Here is a 14,496-nt window from a genome sequence, read left to right as displayed (position 1 = left end):
GCCCCACGGTCAGCCGTACAGCTGCACGAGGGCCGCCAGCAGGAGGGCCGCCGCGACCGACAGCGCCAGGACCCGGTGGCGGTCCCAGCCGGCGAGGGCGAGGGAGGAGCACCAGAGCCCGCCGGTGAGCACGACGGCGCCTGGGCCGGCGAACGCCTGTGCGGCGGCCAGTGGCACCGGCGCCAGGATCACGGTCGGCGGAACGATCACCAGGCGCGGTCGGATGTCCAGGGTCCTGTAGACGGTGACCAGCACGGCGACGGCCACCATGACGGTGAGTGGCACGAACGCCAGACCCCACCAGGTGACGCACAGGCTCTCTGCACCCCCGCACTCCCGGCTGTCGCGCCGGTCGATCCAGGCCTTGAACTGCTCGGCCCCCAGGGCCAGAACCGCCCCGGTGGCCGCCACGCCGGCCAGGCGGGGCAGCACGGGGCGGATCCGTGTGCGGACGGTGTTCATGCCGCCAGCTTTCCCGAACGGCGGGCACGGGGCCTGAGTACGGATACTCAGGCCCCCGCCTCAGCCGACGGCGAGCGTGAACACGTGCAGGTCCGCGTTCTTCGGGAGTGTCACGGAGGCGATCCGCTTGCCGTCGGGCGCCGTGAACGGCTTGGTGGCGAAGACGTACGTCGCCACCGGGTCGCGGTCTGCGCCGGCGACGTTGCGGTACGCGGTGCGGGCGACGACCTCGTTGCCGTACTGGACGGTGCCGCCCCCTCCGCCGACGGTCCAGTCCGTGAAGGCCAGGTCGAGCGTGCCGGTGGTGCCGTCGGTGTACGTGACGGCGGCCGTCGCCCGCTGGTCGCCGTTGACGGCGCTGCCGACGAAGGACAGCCGGGCGGCCGGGGAGGTCATCCGCAGGGTCTGGCCGGCCGCGGAGGCGTTGTCGGGGCGGCCGTCCGGGGAGTTCGGCCAGGTGAAGGTCAGCCCGGCCACGGTGCCGCCGGCGCCCGGGGTGAGGCCCGCCGCGGCCAGGGCCTGGCGTGAGTAGCTCCAGCCGCCGCCGTCGTAGTCGGCCTCGGCGTGGTCGCCCGTGTCGTCGGAGACGCCGGTGGTGTCGTAGGCGGCGAGCAGGCTGCCCGGGGCGGCCACGGTCAGCGTCACCGGCTGCCGGTACGCCGTGCCGTCGGAGGTCACGGTGACCTGCGCGTCGTAGAAGCCCTGGGCGGTGTCCGGGCCCGCGGTGAGGGTGATCTCCCGCGCCCCCGAGGTGACCGTACCCTCGGCCGGGGTGGCGGTGACGCCGTCCGGGGTCTCGACGCGGAAGCGGACGTCGGGCCCGGTGCCGCCGTTCAGCGCCACGGCCCGCACGGTCGTCGTCATGCTGCCGCCCGGCGGAATCGTCGCCGTGGTCGGCCCGACGCCGATCTGGTACGGCTGCTCGCCCGCCCGGAAGGAGGGCGGCGCGTCGGCCGGGCCACTCCCCCAGGCGGGGTCCGGCGTCGCGGACAGGGTGTAGTCGAGGTGCCCGCCCCGCTGGACGAAGGATGCGGGCAGCCACGGCCGTTCGGTGGTACGGCCGTCGACACGCAGAGAGTGGATGTACGGGGCGTCGGCCGCGGCTCCGCGGGCACGCACGGAGATGTCGTTGCCGTAGGGACGGTGGATCTCGATGCGCTCGAACAGCGGGGAGGCGAGGACCAGTTCGGCGCGGGAGGGCACCTGCGGATACATGCCGAGGGCGGAGAAGACGTACCAGGACGACATCGCGCCGAGGTCGTCGTTGCCGGGGATGCCGCCGGGCTCGGTCGACCACAGCCGGCGCATCGCGGCCCGCACGGTCTGCTGCGTCTTGTAGGGCGCGCCCGCGTAGGCGTACAGGTACGGCACGTTGATCGACGGCTCGTTGTCCAGCTCGGACTTCTCGCCGCCCGCGCCGGTGAACGCCCAGCCGCCGTCAGCGGTGTGGAAGAAGGTGTCGAGGCGCTGCACGGCCTTGTCCCGGCCGCCCATCGCGGCGAACAGACCGGCCGGGTCGTGCGGGACCATCCAGGTGTACTGGGCGGCCGTGCCCTCCACGAAGCCGGTGCCGGTGGCCGGGGTGAAGCCGGTGACCCAGCTGCCGTCGGCCTTGCGGTCGGCGATGTAGCCGTCGCTGCCGTGGGCCGCGATGTTGAAGTTGTTCTGCCACCACTGGGCGCGGCGCGTGAAGGCGGCCGCGGTGTCCCGCTCCCCGGCGGCTGACGCGAGCTGGGAGAGCGCGAAGTCGGCGGTGGACATCTCCAGGGTCTCGGCCGCGCCACCCCAGGCGTTGGACACCGACGGCATGTAGTGCAGCTTCAGGTACTTGTCGAGGGAGGGGCGCTGGCCGACGGAGAGCACGGGCTTTCCGGCGGCGGACAGGTCCTGCTCGGTCGGCACCGTGGCGGCCCGGACGAGGGACTCCAGCGCGCCGTGGAGGTCGAAGCGCGTGCCGCCGAAGGCGTGGATGCCGGCGAGGGCGGGGGCCGAGGGGTCCCCGTTCATGACGTGGGTGCCGGCCGCGCCGTGCAGCCAGCGGTCCCATACGCCGCCGTTCTGCCGGGCCAGTTCGTACAGGGACTGGGCGATGTCCGAGCCGATCCGCGGATCGAGCAGGGTGAGCAGCTGGACCTGGCCTCGGTAGACGTCCCAGCCGGAGAAGGTGCCGTACTGGGCGCGGTGGCCGAGGCCGACGGTGTGCACGCGGCCGTCCGGGCCCCGGTATCTGCGGTCGACGTCGTCGATGACGTTGGGGTGCAGCAGGGCGTGGTAGAGCGCGGTGTAGAAGGTGGTGCGTTCGGCGTCGGTGCCGCCGCCGACCCGGACGGCGCCGAGGCGGCCCCGCCAGGCGCGGTGGGCGGCGTCGCGGACGGCGTCGAAGGAGCGGCCGGGCGGGTTCTCCGCGGCCAGGTTGGCCTCGGCGCCGGCGCGGCTGACGTAGGAGATGCCGACCTTGACGTTGACCTCGCCGGTGCCGGGCGCGAACTGCACGTAGCCGCCGGCGCCCTTGCCGGCGACGGGCCGGCCGCCGTGCGCGAAGCCGCCGGTGGAGCCGGAGGCGGTGCGGGCGCCGGGGTTCAGCCGGTCGTCCTGCCAGGTGCCGGTGGTGGCGAAGGGCCGGTCGAAGCGGGCGGTGAAGTACAGGGTGTAGTACGACCGCTGCCCCTCCGGGGCGAGGAAGCCGCAGAAGTTCCCGGAGGTCACGGACCCGGAGACGGTTCGGCTCCCGGGGTCGATCTCGACCGTCGAACCGGTCGACCCCACCTCGGAGTTGGCGGTGCGCACCAGCAGCGAGGCGGGCTTGCCGGCGGGGAAGGTGAAGCGGGCGGAGCCGGTGCGGGTGGTGGCGGTGAGGTCGGCGGTGACTCCGGAGTCCAGGCCGACCCGGTAGTGGCCGGGCTCGGTGCGCTCGTCCTGGTGGCGGAAGCCGGCGGCGTACACCGCGTCCTTGGTGTCGCTCGCCGGGGAGGAGGTGACCTCTCCGGCGTAGGGGAAGAGCGGGATGTCGCCGCTGCCGCCCGCGCAGCCGGTGCCGGACATGTGGGTGAGGCTGAAGCCGCGGATACGGGTGGCGTCGTACTGGTAACCGCCGGGTGCGGCGGTTCTGGTGGCGTCGCCGCGGGTGTTCTCGGGGCTGAAGGAGAACATGCCGAAGGGCACGACGGCGCCGGGGAAGACGTTGCCGCCGTTCCTGGTGCCGATCAGCGGATCGACGTACGCGGTGGGGTCCTCGACCAGGCCGGGGGCCTGGCCCGGGGGTGGCGCGGCGGTCGCCGCGAGGGCGGGGGTGGAGCCTGCGGCCGCGAGCACGGCGGCCAGCAGCAGGGACACGGGACGGAAGCGCATGACGCGGCCCCTCCTCATTGCGGACGGGTCGCGCACCACAGGTCGCACAAGCCGCACGGACAGTACCGTGAGCCAGCGGTACCACGGAAGAGGGCGTGGGGGCGGGCAGGCGTGCGGTGCCGGTCACCCGGCCGGACGAGCGGTCGAGGGGACTGACCGTCAAGTGGGTTGACATCGTTGTCCGTTGAGGCGTTACAGTCATGCACAGACCAATCCAGACAACGTTGTCGCGCCCCGCAGAGCCGCCCAAGCCCCCCGCACACGCGGGAGGGCCGCACCCCCGTCGCCGGGGATGCGGCCCTCTTGTCCGCCGCCGTACCGCTTACTTGCGGATCAGGCTGCGCAGCACGTACTGCATGATGCCGCCGTTGCGGTAGTAGTCCGCCTCACCGGGGGTGTCGATGCGGACGACCGCGTCGAACTCGACACCGGTGTCGGTGGTGACCTTGACCGTGCGCGGCGTGGTGCCGTCGTTCAGCTCGGTGACGCCGGAGAAGGAGAAGGTCTCCTCGCCGGTCAGACCGAGGGAGTCCGCCGACTGACCCTCCGGGAACTGCAGCGGCAGGACGCCCATGCCGATGAGGTTCGAGCGGTGGATGCGCTCGTAGCTCTCGGCAATGACGGCCTTGACGCCGAGGAGCGCGGTGCCCTTGGCCGCCCAGTCGCGGGACGAGCCGGAGCCGTACTCCTTGCCGGCCAGGACGACCAGCGGGATGCCGGCGGCCTGGTAGTTCTGCGAGGCGTCGTAGATGAAGGCGACCGGACCGCCGTCCTGCGTGAAGTCACGCGTGTAGCCGCCCTCGGTGCCCGGCGCGATCTGGTTGCGCAGGCGGATGTTGGCGAACGTACCGCGGATCATGACCTCGTGGTTGCCCCGGCGCGAGCCGTAGCTGTTGAAGTCGCGGCGCTCGACGCCGTGCTCCGTGAGGTACTTGCCGGCCGGGGTGTCGGCCTTGATCGCACCGGCCGGGGAGATGTGGTCGGTGGTGACCGAGTCGCCCAGCTTGGCGAGGACGCGGGCGCCGGAGATGTCCTCGACCGGGGCCGGGTCCATCGTCATGCCCTCGAAGTACGGGGGCTTGCGGACGTAGGTGGACTCCGCGTCCCACTCGAAGGTGTTGCCCGTCGGGACCGGCAGCGACTGCCACTGGGCGTCGCCGGCGAAGACGTCCTGGTAGGACTTGTTGAACATGTCCTCGCCGATGGCGTTCGCCACGACGTCGTTGACCTCGGCCTCGGAGGGCCAGATGTCCTTCAGGAAGACCGGGTTGCCGTCCTGGTCGGTACCCAGGGCCTCACGGGTGATGTCCACCTTCATGGAACCCGCGATGGCGTACGCGACGACCAGCGGCGGGGACGCCAGGTAGTTCATCTTGACGTCGGGGTTGATACGGCCCTCGAAGTTCCGGTTGCCGGAGAGGACCGAGGTGACGGCGAGGTCGTGGTCGTTGACCGCCTTGGAGACCTCCTCCGGCAGCGGGCCGGAGTTGCCGATGCAGGTGGTGCAGCCGTAGCCGACGAGGTTGAAACCGACCTTGTCGAGGTACGGCGTCAGGCCGGCCTTGTCGAAGTAGTCGGTGACGACCTTCGAGCCCGGGGCGAGGGTGGTCTTGACCCACGGCTTGCGGGTCAGGCCCTTCTCGACCGCCTTCTTGGCCACCAGGGCGGCGGCGACCATGACGTACGGGTTGGAGGTGTTGGTGCAGGAGGTGATGGCCGCGACCGTCACCGCACCGTGGTCCAGCTCGTAGGTGGTGCCGTCGGGGGCGGTCACCTGGACCGGGTTGGACGGTACGGCACCGGTGCCCTGGCCGTGCTGCGGGGCGCCCGCGCCGTTCTCCGCGTGGCCGTAGGCCGGGGCGTCGGAGGCCGGGAAGGACTCGTCGCCGGCCTCGTCGACCGGGGAGGCGGCCGTGCCCGACTGCCCGGCGGGGACCTCGACGTAGTTGGGGACGTCCTTGGCGAACTGCTGGGCGGCCTCGGCGAGGACGATGCGGTCCTGCGGGCGCTTCGGGCCGGCGATGGACGGGACGACCGTGGACAGGTCCAGCTCGAGCTTCTCGGAGAAGTCCGGCTCGGCCTTCGGGTCCAGCCAGAGGCCCTGCTCCTTGGCGTACGCCTCGACGAGCGCGACCTGCTGGTCGGAGCGGCCGGTCAGGCGCAGGTAGTTCAGGGTCTCGTCGTCGATCGGGAAGATCGCGGCGGTGGAGCCGAACTCCGGCGACATGTTGCCGATGGTGGCGCGGTTGGCCAGGGAGGTGGCGGCCACGCCCTCGCCGTAGAACTCGACGAACTTGCCGACGACGCCGTGCTTGCGCAGCATCTCGGTGATGGTGAGCACGAGGTCGGTGGCGGTGGTGCCGGTGGGCAGCTCGCCGGTCAGCTTGAAGCCGACGACGCGCGGGATCAGCATGGAGACCGGCTGGCCGAGCATGGCGGCCTCGGCCTCGATGCCGCCGACGCCCCAGCCGAGGACGCCGAGGCCGTTGACCATGGTGGTGTGCGAGTCGGTGCCGACCAGGGTGTCGGGGTAGGCCTGGCCGTTACGCACCATGACCGTGCGAGCGAGGTGCTCGATGTTCACCTGGTGGACGATGCCGGTGCCGGGCGGGACGACCTTGAACTCGTCGAAGGCGGTCTGGCCCCAGCGCAGGAACTGGTAGCGCTCCTTGTTGCGGCCGTACTCCAGCTCGACGTTCTGCTTGAAGGCGTCGTTGGTGCCGAACTTGTCGGCGATGACGGAGTGGTCGATGACCAGCTCGGCCGGGGCGAGCGGGTTGATCTTCGCCGGGTCGCCGCCCAGCTCCTTCACGGCCTCACGCATGGTCGCGAGGTCCACCACACACGGCACACCGGTGAAGTCCTGCATGATCACGCGGGCCGGCGTGAACTGGATCTCCTGCGACGGCTGCGCCTGGGAGTCCCAGTTGCCGAGCGCGCGGATGTGGTCGGCGGTGATGTTCGCGCCGTCCTCGGTGCGGAGGAGGTTCTCCAGCAGCACCTTCAGGCTGTAGGGAAGGCGCGCGGAGCCCTCGACCTTGTCCAGCCGGAAGATCTCGTACGACTCGTCGCCCACCTGCAGCGTGCTGCGGGCGTCGAAGCTGTTCGCCGACACGACAGTCTCCTTCATTGATGTGCGCGTACCACCGTCAATCGTGCCGCCACGCCGGTTTGGCCGTCCGGTAAGGTCAGACTAAGTTAGGGTTGCCTTACTGGAGTGGCGGCTACGGTGCGCCTCGGCAGATATCTCGATGTCGAGATAACAGTAGTACATGGGCGCTGGTTGGTCATGCCCGACCCGGTCCCGGGTCGGGCCTCGCGCACGCCGCCGGTGCTGCCGGTCCTGCCCGGCCCGGCGGTCCTGCCCGGCCTGCCCGGCCTGCCGCCTCCCGCCTCTACCAGTCGAGCTCGGCGGTCATCTTGGCCGGGGCCAGGACCTCCACATGGCCGTGGTCGCCGTACAGGGACTTCCGCCAGTGAGCGAAGACCCGGGCCGTGCGGTCGAGCGGCTCCTGCTGCCCCACGTCGTAGTCGGCCCGGACCCTGGCCAGGGTGCGGGCGCCGTCCCGGGTCGTACAGACGCTCGCGCTGTGCACATGGGCGGCCAGGGCGGCGTCCGCCTTCGGCGCGCTCGCCCTCAGGTAGGCGACGAACTCGCGGGTCATGGAGTACCAGCGGTCCGAGAGGTCCCCGTCCTCCTCGGTGTCCACCGGGGGCGGCCCCTGGTCGTCGGAAGTGGTGTCGGGGAGGGTCTGGCCGCCCTCCTCGTCCGTGTCCGGGATGGTTTGACCGCCCTGGTCGTCCGACGTCGTGTCGGGGAGGGTCTGGCCGCCTTCCTCGTCCGTGTCCGGCAGGTTCTGACCGCCCTGGTCGTCCGACGTCGCGTCCGGGAGGGTCTGGCCGCCCTCCTCGTCCGTGTTCTCCGGGACCTGCGGGTCGCAGGACGTGTCGGACATGGACGGATGCGGCGGCGCCGGCGAGGCGGCCGCCGCGGGGCCGCCCGCGCGCTCCGTGCCGCACGAGGTCAGCGTGCAGCAGCAGGCGAGCACCGCGGCGACGGCGAGTCGCCGTATTCGGATGTTCATCTGTGTCCCCCTTTCGGGGGATGAGAGGGCCGCACACAGACCCAGGTTCCATGTCGCACCGAGGGTTTCATCAGGACATCAGCCGATTTGCCGGTATCTTTCGGATGCCGCGGTACCCGTCGTCCCGGGCGGCCTTGACGGGCCGTCACGGGACTCACCCGAATGGACCCCCCGACGGGCGCCATCTCATATCTGAGATAACCTCAACCTCATGGCAGACGACTACCTCGTACGCATCGGCAAGCTCATCCGCGACGCCCGGCAACACCGCGGCTGGACGCAGACGCAGCTGGCCGAGGCGCTCGGAACCAGCCAGAGCGCCGTCAACCGCATCGAGCGCGGCAACCAGAACATCAGCCTTGAGATGATCGCTCGCATCGGTGAGGCGCTGGACAGCGAGATCGTCTCGCTCGGTTACGCCGGCCCGATGCACCTGCGGGTCGTCGGCGGCCGCCGGCTGTCGGGAGCCATCGACGTCAAGACGAGCAAGAACGCCTGTGTGGCCCTGCTGTGCGCGTCCCTGCTCAACAAGGGCCGCACGGTGCTGCGTCGGGTGGCGCGGATCGAGGAGGTGTACCGCCTGCTGGAGGTGCTCAACTCCATCGGCGTGCGCACCCGCTGGATCAACGACGGCGTGGACCTCGAGATCGCGCCGCCGGCCGAGCTGGACATGGGCGCCATCGACGCCGACGCCGCCGTACGCACCCGCTCCATCATCATGTTCTTCGGTCCGCTGCTGCACCGCATGGACCGCTTCAAGCTTCCCTACGCCGGCGGTTGCGACCTCGGCACCCGCACCATCGAGCCGCACATGATCGCGCTGCGCCGGTTCGGTCTGGACATCGCGGCGACGGAGGGTCAGTACCACGCCCAGGTCGACCGTTCCGTGCGCCCGGACCGCCCGATCGTGCTGACCGAGCGCGGTGACACGGTGACCGAGAACGCGCTGCTCGCCGCGGCGCGCCACGACGGCGTGACCGTCATCCGCAACGCCTCCTCCAACTACATGGTCCAGGACCTGTGCTTCTTCCTGGAGGCGCTGGGCGTGCGGGTCGAGGGCATCGGCACCACGACGCTCACCGTGCACGGCGTGCCGGACATCGACGTCGACGTCGACTACTCCCCGTCCGAGGACCCGGTCGAGGCGATGAGCCTGCTGGCCGCGGCCGTCGTCACCGAGTCCGAACTGACGGTGCGCCGCGTCCCGATCGAGTTCCTGGAGATCGAGCTGGCGGTCCTGGAGGAGATGGGGCTCGACCACGACCGCACGCCGGAGTACTTCGCCGACAACGGCCGTACCCGCCTGGTGGACCTGACCGTGCGGCCCTCCAAGCTGGAGGCGCCGATCGACAAGATCCACCCGATGCCGTTCCCGGGCCTGAACATCGACAACGTCCCGTTCTTCGCGGCCATCGCGGCCACCGCCCAGGGCAAGACCCTCATCCACGACTGGGTCTACGACAACCGGGCCATCTACCTGACGGACCTCAACCGCCTCGGCGGCCGTCTGCAGTTGCTGGACCCGCACCGCGTCCTGGTCGAGGGTCCGACCCGCTGGCGCGCCGCCGAGATGATGTGCCCGCCGGCCCTGCGCCCCGCGGTGGTCGTCCTGCTGGCGATGATGGCGGCGGAGGGCACGTCGGTCCTGCGCAACGTGTACGTCATCAACCGGGGTTACGAGGATCTGGCGGAACGCCTGAACTCGATCGGAGCGCAGATCGAGATCTTCCGGGACATCTGAAGGCCGTAGAAGAGGGAGGCGCTGCCACTCCCCTGCCGTCCCGCGTGAACGCGGGGCGGTGAGGGCTGCGGCGGCGCCTTCGCCTTCGGCATGGGTGAGCGGATCGAGTGTTCCGTGGGCGGCCCCCCAGACACCCAGCGCGTCGTGAAGGATGTGCGCATGCTGGATGACGAGGCGAGATCGCGAGGACGAGCAGCGACACCGGGACGTTCACCAGGAAAGCCGCCCGCCACGAGGAGTGCCTTGGACATCTCGGGGCCGGAGAACATCGTCTTGATCAGGCCGAGGGCCTGGGGAATGATCACGGCCGCCGCGGCTCCCCGCACGACCCGGAAGGTGATCAGCAGCTCCACCCTGGGTGCCAGGGCGCAGTTCTTCGGTGCGGCGACCTGCACGATGGTCGCGTTCAGCCGTACGGGAATGCGCGGCACCGATTCCTGCGCGAACCACATCTCGCAGCCGCGATCAGATGAGGACTCGCATATGCGGTGAGTTTCGTTCACCGGCTCTCGCATGTACGAGGCATTTCGGCGGGTGCACGGCCGCACATCCTCCCCCGGCCGCGCCCGGGCGAGCCCGTGAGACACGTCGTGAGCTGTGCGGATCCCCGTACGCCGGCCCTTGACCGGCGGGCCCGCCGCACCGTATTTTCGAACGAACCGACTCGAGAACGGCTGGAAGGAGGCGAAGTCGGATGTCGATCATCTCCGACCTGCATCGCCTCGCCCAGCGGACCGTCTGGGTCCCGGGTCGCGTAGCACACGGCTGCTGAACAGCCCTCTTCCCCGGCGTGCCCGTTAGCGGCCCCGGTGCCTTCGCATGTCTTCACCCGTCTGCGGCACGTCGTCGCGTGCTGATTTTCCGCTGCGGGTTCTTACGCTTCAGCTTCGCCGCCGAAAGAGAAAGCCCTGAAATGGCGACTAGCATCATCTGTACGACCGCGCTCCGAAATGAGGATGTGCCATGGTAGCGGCGCGGATCACGGTCAATGGGGAGACCACTCCGATTTCCCCGGCCGCACCCCACACGACGGTCCTGGATTTCCTCCGTGACCGTGGCCTGACCGGCAGCAAGGAAGGCTGCGCCGAGGGCGAGTGCGGTGCGTGTTCGGTCCTGGTGGCCCGTCCCGGCGTGAACAAGCCGACCGACTGGGTGGCGATCAACGCCTGCCTGGTGCCGGTCGCGGCCCTGGACGGTCAGGAGATCGTCACCTCCGAGGGCCTCGCCACCCCCGGCGAGCCGGGTACGGCGCCCACGCTGCACCCGGTGCAGGAGGAGATGGCGGTCCGCGGCGGTTCCCAGTGCGGTTACTGCACGCCGGGCTTCGTCTGCAGCATGGCCGCCGAGTACTACCGGCCCGACCGCTGCGCGCACGCGCACTCGGACTCCGACGAGGCCGAGGGCACCGACGCCGAGCACGGTCCGAACGGCTTCGACCTGCACTCGCTGAGCGGAAACCTGTGCCGTTGCACCGGTTACCGCCCGATCCGCGACGCCGCGTTCGCCGTCGGCGAGCCCACCGAGGACGACCCGCTGGCGCAGCGCCGCGAGCAGGCCCCGCCGGAGCCGGTCGCCACCGAGTACGCCCAGGACGACAGCACCTTCGTGCGGCCCGCCACCCTGGCCGACGCGGTACAGGTGCTGCGCGAGCGCCCCGACGCGGTCGTGGTCGCCGGCAGCACAGACTGGGGCGTGGAGGTGAACATCCGCGCCCGCCGGGCCGGTTGTGTGGTCGCCGTCGACCGGCTGCCCGAGCTGCGGGAACTGCGCGTCGAGGCCGATCACATCGAGATCGGTGCCGCGCAGACGCTCACCGAGATCGAGCGCCGCCTCGACGGCGCCGTCCCGCTGCTGGCGGAACTGTTCCCGCAGTTCGCCTCCCGCCTCATCCGCAACAGCGCGACCCTCGGCGGAAACCTCGGTACCGGCTCCCCCATCGGTGACAGCCCGCCCGTGCTGCTCGCGCTGGAGGCGTCGCTGGTGCTCGCGGGTGCCGACGGTGAGCGGGTGGTCCCGCTGGCCGAGTACTTCACCGGCTACCGGCAGAGCGTGCGCCGTCCCGGCGAGCTGATCCGCGCGGTGCGCATCCCGCTGCCGCTGTCGCCCGTCACGGCCTTCCACAAGATCGCCAAGCGGCGGTTCGACGACATCTCCAGCGTCGCGGTCGCCTTCGCCCTCGACATCGAGGACGGGATCGTCCGCAAGGCACGCATCGGCCTGGGCGGCGTCGCCGCCACCCCGATCCGTGCCCTCGCCACCGAGGCGGCCCTCGAGGGCAAGCCGTGGGTGACGGAGACCGTCGAGGCCGCGGCGAAGGTGCTGCGAGGTGAGGGCACGCCGATGGACGACCATCGCGCCAGCTCCCTCTACCGTTCCGCGATGCTCGGCCAGAGCCTGCTGAAGCTGTACGCACAGACCCCTGAGGCGGTGTCGTCATGAGCCATCTGTCCGAGCGCCCCGAAAAGCCCGTAGTCGGCGTCTCCATGCCGCACGAGAGCGCGAACCTGCACGTCACCGGCACCGCGCTCTACACGGACGACCTGGTTCACCGCACCAAGGACGTGCTGCACGCCTACCCGGTCCAGGTGATGAAGGCCCACGGCCAGATCATCGCCCTCAACACCGAGCCGGCCCTCGCCGTGCCCGGTGTGGTGCGCGTGCTGACCAAGGCCGACGTGCCCGGCGTCAACGACGCCGGCATGAAGCACGACGAGCCGCTGTTCCCCGACGAGGTCATGTTCCACGGCCACGCGGTGGCCTGGGTGCTCGGCGAGACCCTGGAGGCGGCCCGCCTCGGTGCCGCGGCCGTCGAGGTGGAGCTCGACGAGCTGCCCGCCCTGGTCACGTTGCAGGACGCGATGGCGGCCGGCAGCTACCACGGCGCCCAGCCCGTGATGGAGGCCGGCGACATCGACGCCGGTTTCGCCGACTCGGCGCACGTGTTCACCGGTGAGTTCCAGTTCGCCGGCCAGGAGCACTTCTACCTGGAGACGCACGCGGCGCTCGCCCAGGTCGACGAGAACGGGCAGATCTTCATCCAGAGCAGCACCCAGCACCCGTCGGAGACCCAGGAGATCGTCTCCCACGTGCTCGGTGTGCCCGCTCACGAGGTCACCGTGCAGTGCCTGCGGATGGGTGGCGGCTTCGGCGGCAAGGAGATGCAGCCGCACGGGTTCGCGGCCATCGCCGCGCTCGGCGCCAAGCTGACCGGCCGGCCGGTCCGGTTCCGGCTCAACCGGACGCAGGACCTGACCATGTCCGGCAAGCGGCACGGCTTCCACGCCACGTGGAAGATCGGCTTCGACGCGGACGGCCGCATCCAGGCGCTGGACGCCACCCTGGTCGCCGACGGCGGCTGGAGCCTGGACCTGTCCGAGCCGGTGCTGGCTCGCGCGCTGTGCCACATCGACAACACGTACTGGATCCCCAACGCGCGTGTCGCCGGCCGTATCGCCAAGACCAACACGGTCTCCAACACCGCGTTCCGCGGCTTCGGCGGACCACAGGGCATGCTGGTGATCGAAGACATCCTGGGCCGCTGCGCGCCGCTGCTCGGCCTGGACCCCATAGAGCTGCGGGAGCGCAACTTCTACCAGCCGGGCCAGGGCCAGACCACGCCGTACGGCCAGCCGGTCACGCAGCCCGAGCGGATCTCGACCGTCTGGCAGCAGGTGCTGGACGAGGCGGGTATCGCCGACCGCAAGCGGGAGATCGCCGCCTTCAACGCCGCGCACCCGAACACCAAGCGGGCGCTTGCGATCACCGGCATCAAGTTCGGCATCTCGTTCAACCTCACCGCCTTCAACCAGGGCGGCGCGCTGGTGCTGATCTACAAGGACGGCTCGGTCCTGATCAACCACGGCGGCACCGAGATGGGCCAGGGCCTGCACACCAAGATGCTGCAGGTGGCCGCGACCACGCTGGGCATCCCGCTGCACAAGGTGCGCCTCGCCCCGACGCGTACCGACAAGGTGCCCAACACCTCGGCCACCGCCGCCAGCTCCGGCGCGGACCTCAACGGCGGTGCGATCAAGAACGCCTGTGAGCAGCTGCGCGGACGGCTGCTGCAGGTGGCCGCCTCCCAGCTCGGTGCGAACGCCTCGGACGTGCGCATCGTCGAGGGCGTCGCGCGTGCGCTCGGCAGCGACAAGGAGCTGGCCTGGGACGACCTGGTGCGCACCGCGTACTTCCAGCGGGTGCAGCTGTCGGCGGCCGGTTACTACCGCACCGAGGGGCTTCACTGGGACGCGAAGTCGTTCCGAGGTTCGCCGTTCAAGTACTTCGCGCACGGCGCCGCCGCGACCGAGGTGGAGGTCGACGGTTTCACCGGCGCCTACCGCATCCGCCGCGTGGACATCGTGCACGACGTCGGCGACAGCCTCTCCCCGCTGATCGACATCGGTCAGGTCGAGGGCGGCTTCGTGCAGGGCGCCGGCTGGCTGACGCTCGAGGACCTGCGCTGGGACACCAGTGACGGTCCGAACCGCGGCCGGCTGCTGACCCAGGCGGCGAGCACGTACAAGCTGCCGAGCTTCTCGGAGATGCCCGAGGAGTTCAACGTCACGCTGCTGGAGAACGCCACCGAGGAAGGCGCGGTGTTCGGGTCCAAGGCGGTCGGTGAGCCTCCGCTGATGCTGGCGTTCTCGGTGCGCGAGGCGCTGCGGCAGGCCGCGGCGGCGTTCGGCCCGGCCGGCATCAGCGTGGACCTCGCGTCGCCCGCGACGCCGGAGGCCGTGTACTGGGCGATCGAGAACGCCCGCAAGGGCGACGCGCAGCGGGGCGGCGTCGCCAAGCTCGACGGCAAGGCCCGTGACAGTCACACGGTCCGTGCCGGTGTCAACGCTCTGAGCAATGCCTGAC

General features: G+C 70.7%; 8 protein-coding genes. 3 read left to right on the top strand and 5 right to left on the bottom strand.

The features are described from left to right. Positions 1–9: 9 nt before the first annotated feature. From ACZ67Q_RS00255 to ACZ67Q_RS00240, 4 genes are all read right to left on the bottom strand, one after another. On the bottom strand, positions 10–462 hold the full coding sequence (locus tag ACZ67Q_RS00255; RefSeq protein WP_471174580.1) for a hypothetical protein: 453 nt from the start codon (positions 460–462) through the stop codon (positions 10–12). 60 nt (positions 463–522) lie between these two features. Further along, positions 523–3,810: a GH92 family glycosyl hydrolase gene (locus tag ACZ67Q_RS00250; RefSeq protein ID WP_471174578.1), complete on the bottom strand. Its 3,288-nt coding sequence runs from the start codon at positions 3,808–3,810 to the stop codon at positions 523–525. A gap of 322 nt (positions 3,811–4,132) precedes the next feature. Next, positions 4,133–6,925 (bottom strand): aconitate hydratase, encoded by a 2,793-nt coding sequence (locus ACZ67Q_RS00245; RefSeq protein WP_471174576.1) that lies wholly within the window; start codon positions 6,923–6,925, stop codon positions 4,133–4,135. Positions 6,926–7,205: 280 nt separating this feature from the next. Continuing rightward, positions 7,206–7,895: a hypothetical protein gene (locus ACZ67Q_RS00240; protein WP_471174574.1), complete on the bottom strand. Its 690-nt coding sequence runs from the start codon at positions 7,893–7,895 to the stop codon at positions 7,206–7,208. A 211-nt stretch (positions 7,896–8,106) separates the two neighbouring features. Between ACZ67Q_RS00240 and ACZ67Q_RS00235 the strand changes: the two genes are divergently transcribed. Then, positions 8,107–9,636, top strand: a complete 1,530-nt coding sequence (locus tag ACZ67Q_RS00235) for a helix-turn-helix domain-containing protein (protein ID WP_469807305.1) — start codon at positions 8,107–8,109, stop codon at positions 9,634–9,636. Here ACZ67Q_RS00235 and ACZ67Q_RS00230 read toward each other — a convergent pair. Continuing rightward, entirely contained in the window at positions 9,570–10,223 is a 654-nt protein-coding gene (locus ACZ67Q_RS00230; RefSeq protein ID WP_471174572.1) for a hypothetical protein, read from the bottom strand. The two genes, ACZ67Q_RS00235 and ACZ67Q_RS00230, sit on opposite strands and share 67 nt — an antisense overlap. A gap of 376 nt (positions 10,224–10,599) precedes the next feature. Here ACZ67Q_RS00230 and ACZ67Q_RS00225 point away from each other — a divergent pair, with 376 nt between their 5' ends. Both ACZ67Q_RS00225 and xdhB read left to right on the top strand, forming a co-directional pair. After that, entirely contained in the window at positions 10,600–12,075 is a 1,476-nt protein-coding gene (locus ACZ67Q_RS00225; protein WP_471174570.1) for a xanthine dehydrogenase small subunit, read from the top strand. Continuing rightward, positions 12,072–14,495: a xanthine dehydrogenase molybdopterin binding subunit gene (gene xdhB, locus ACZ67Q_RS00220; RefSeq protein WP_471174568.1), complete on the top strand. Its 2,424-nt coding sequence runs from the start codon at positions 12,072–12,074 to the stop codon at positions 14,493–14,495. Before ACZ67Q_RS00225 ends, xdhB begins: the two co-directional genes overlap by 4 nt. Position 14,496 lies beyond the last annotated feature (1 nt).

The organism is Streptomyces sp. NPDC036813 (assembly GCF_055609245.1).
Note: the sequence above shows the minus strand (reverse complement) of the source record. Positions and strands in the feature narration are given on the sequence as shown.

Bases quoted from the DNA above. Each gene is read 5' to 3' on its own strand.
- ACZ67Q_RS00255 (WP_471174580.1), bottom strand. From the start codon at position 462: ATGAACACCGTCCGCACACGGATCCGCCCCGTGCTGCCCCGCCTGGCC.
- ACZ67Q_RS00250 (WP_471174578.1), bottom strand. From the start codon at position 3,810: ATGCGCTTCCGTCCCGTGTCCCTGCTGCTGGCCGCCGTGCTCGCGGCC.
- ACZ67Q_RS00240 (WP_471174574.1), bottom strand. From the start codon at position 7,895: ATGAACATCCGAATACGGCGACTCGCCGTCGCCGCGGTGCTCGCCTGC.
- ACZ67Q_RS00235 (WP_469807305.1), top strand. From the start codon at position 8,107: ATGGCAGACGACTACCTCGTACGCATCGGCAAGCTCATCCGCGACGCC.
- ACZ67Q_RS00225 (WP_471174570.1), top strand. From the start codon at position 10,600: ATGGTAGCGGCGCGGATCACGGTCAATGGGGAGACCACTCCGATTTCC.
- xdhB (WP_471174568.1), top strand. From the start codon at position 12,072: ATGAGCCATCTGTCCGAGCGCCCCGAAAAGCCCGTAGTCGGCGTCTCC.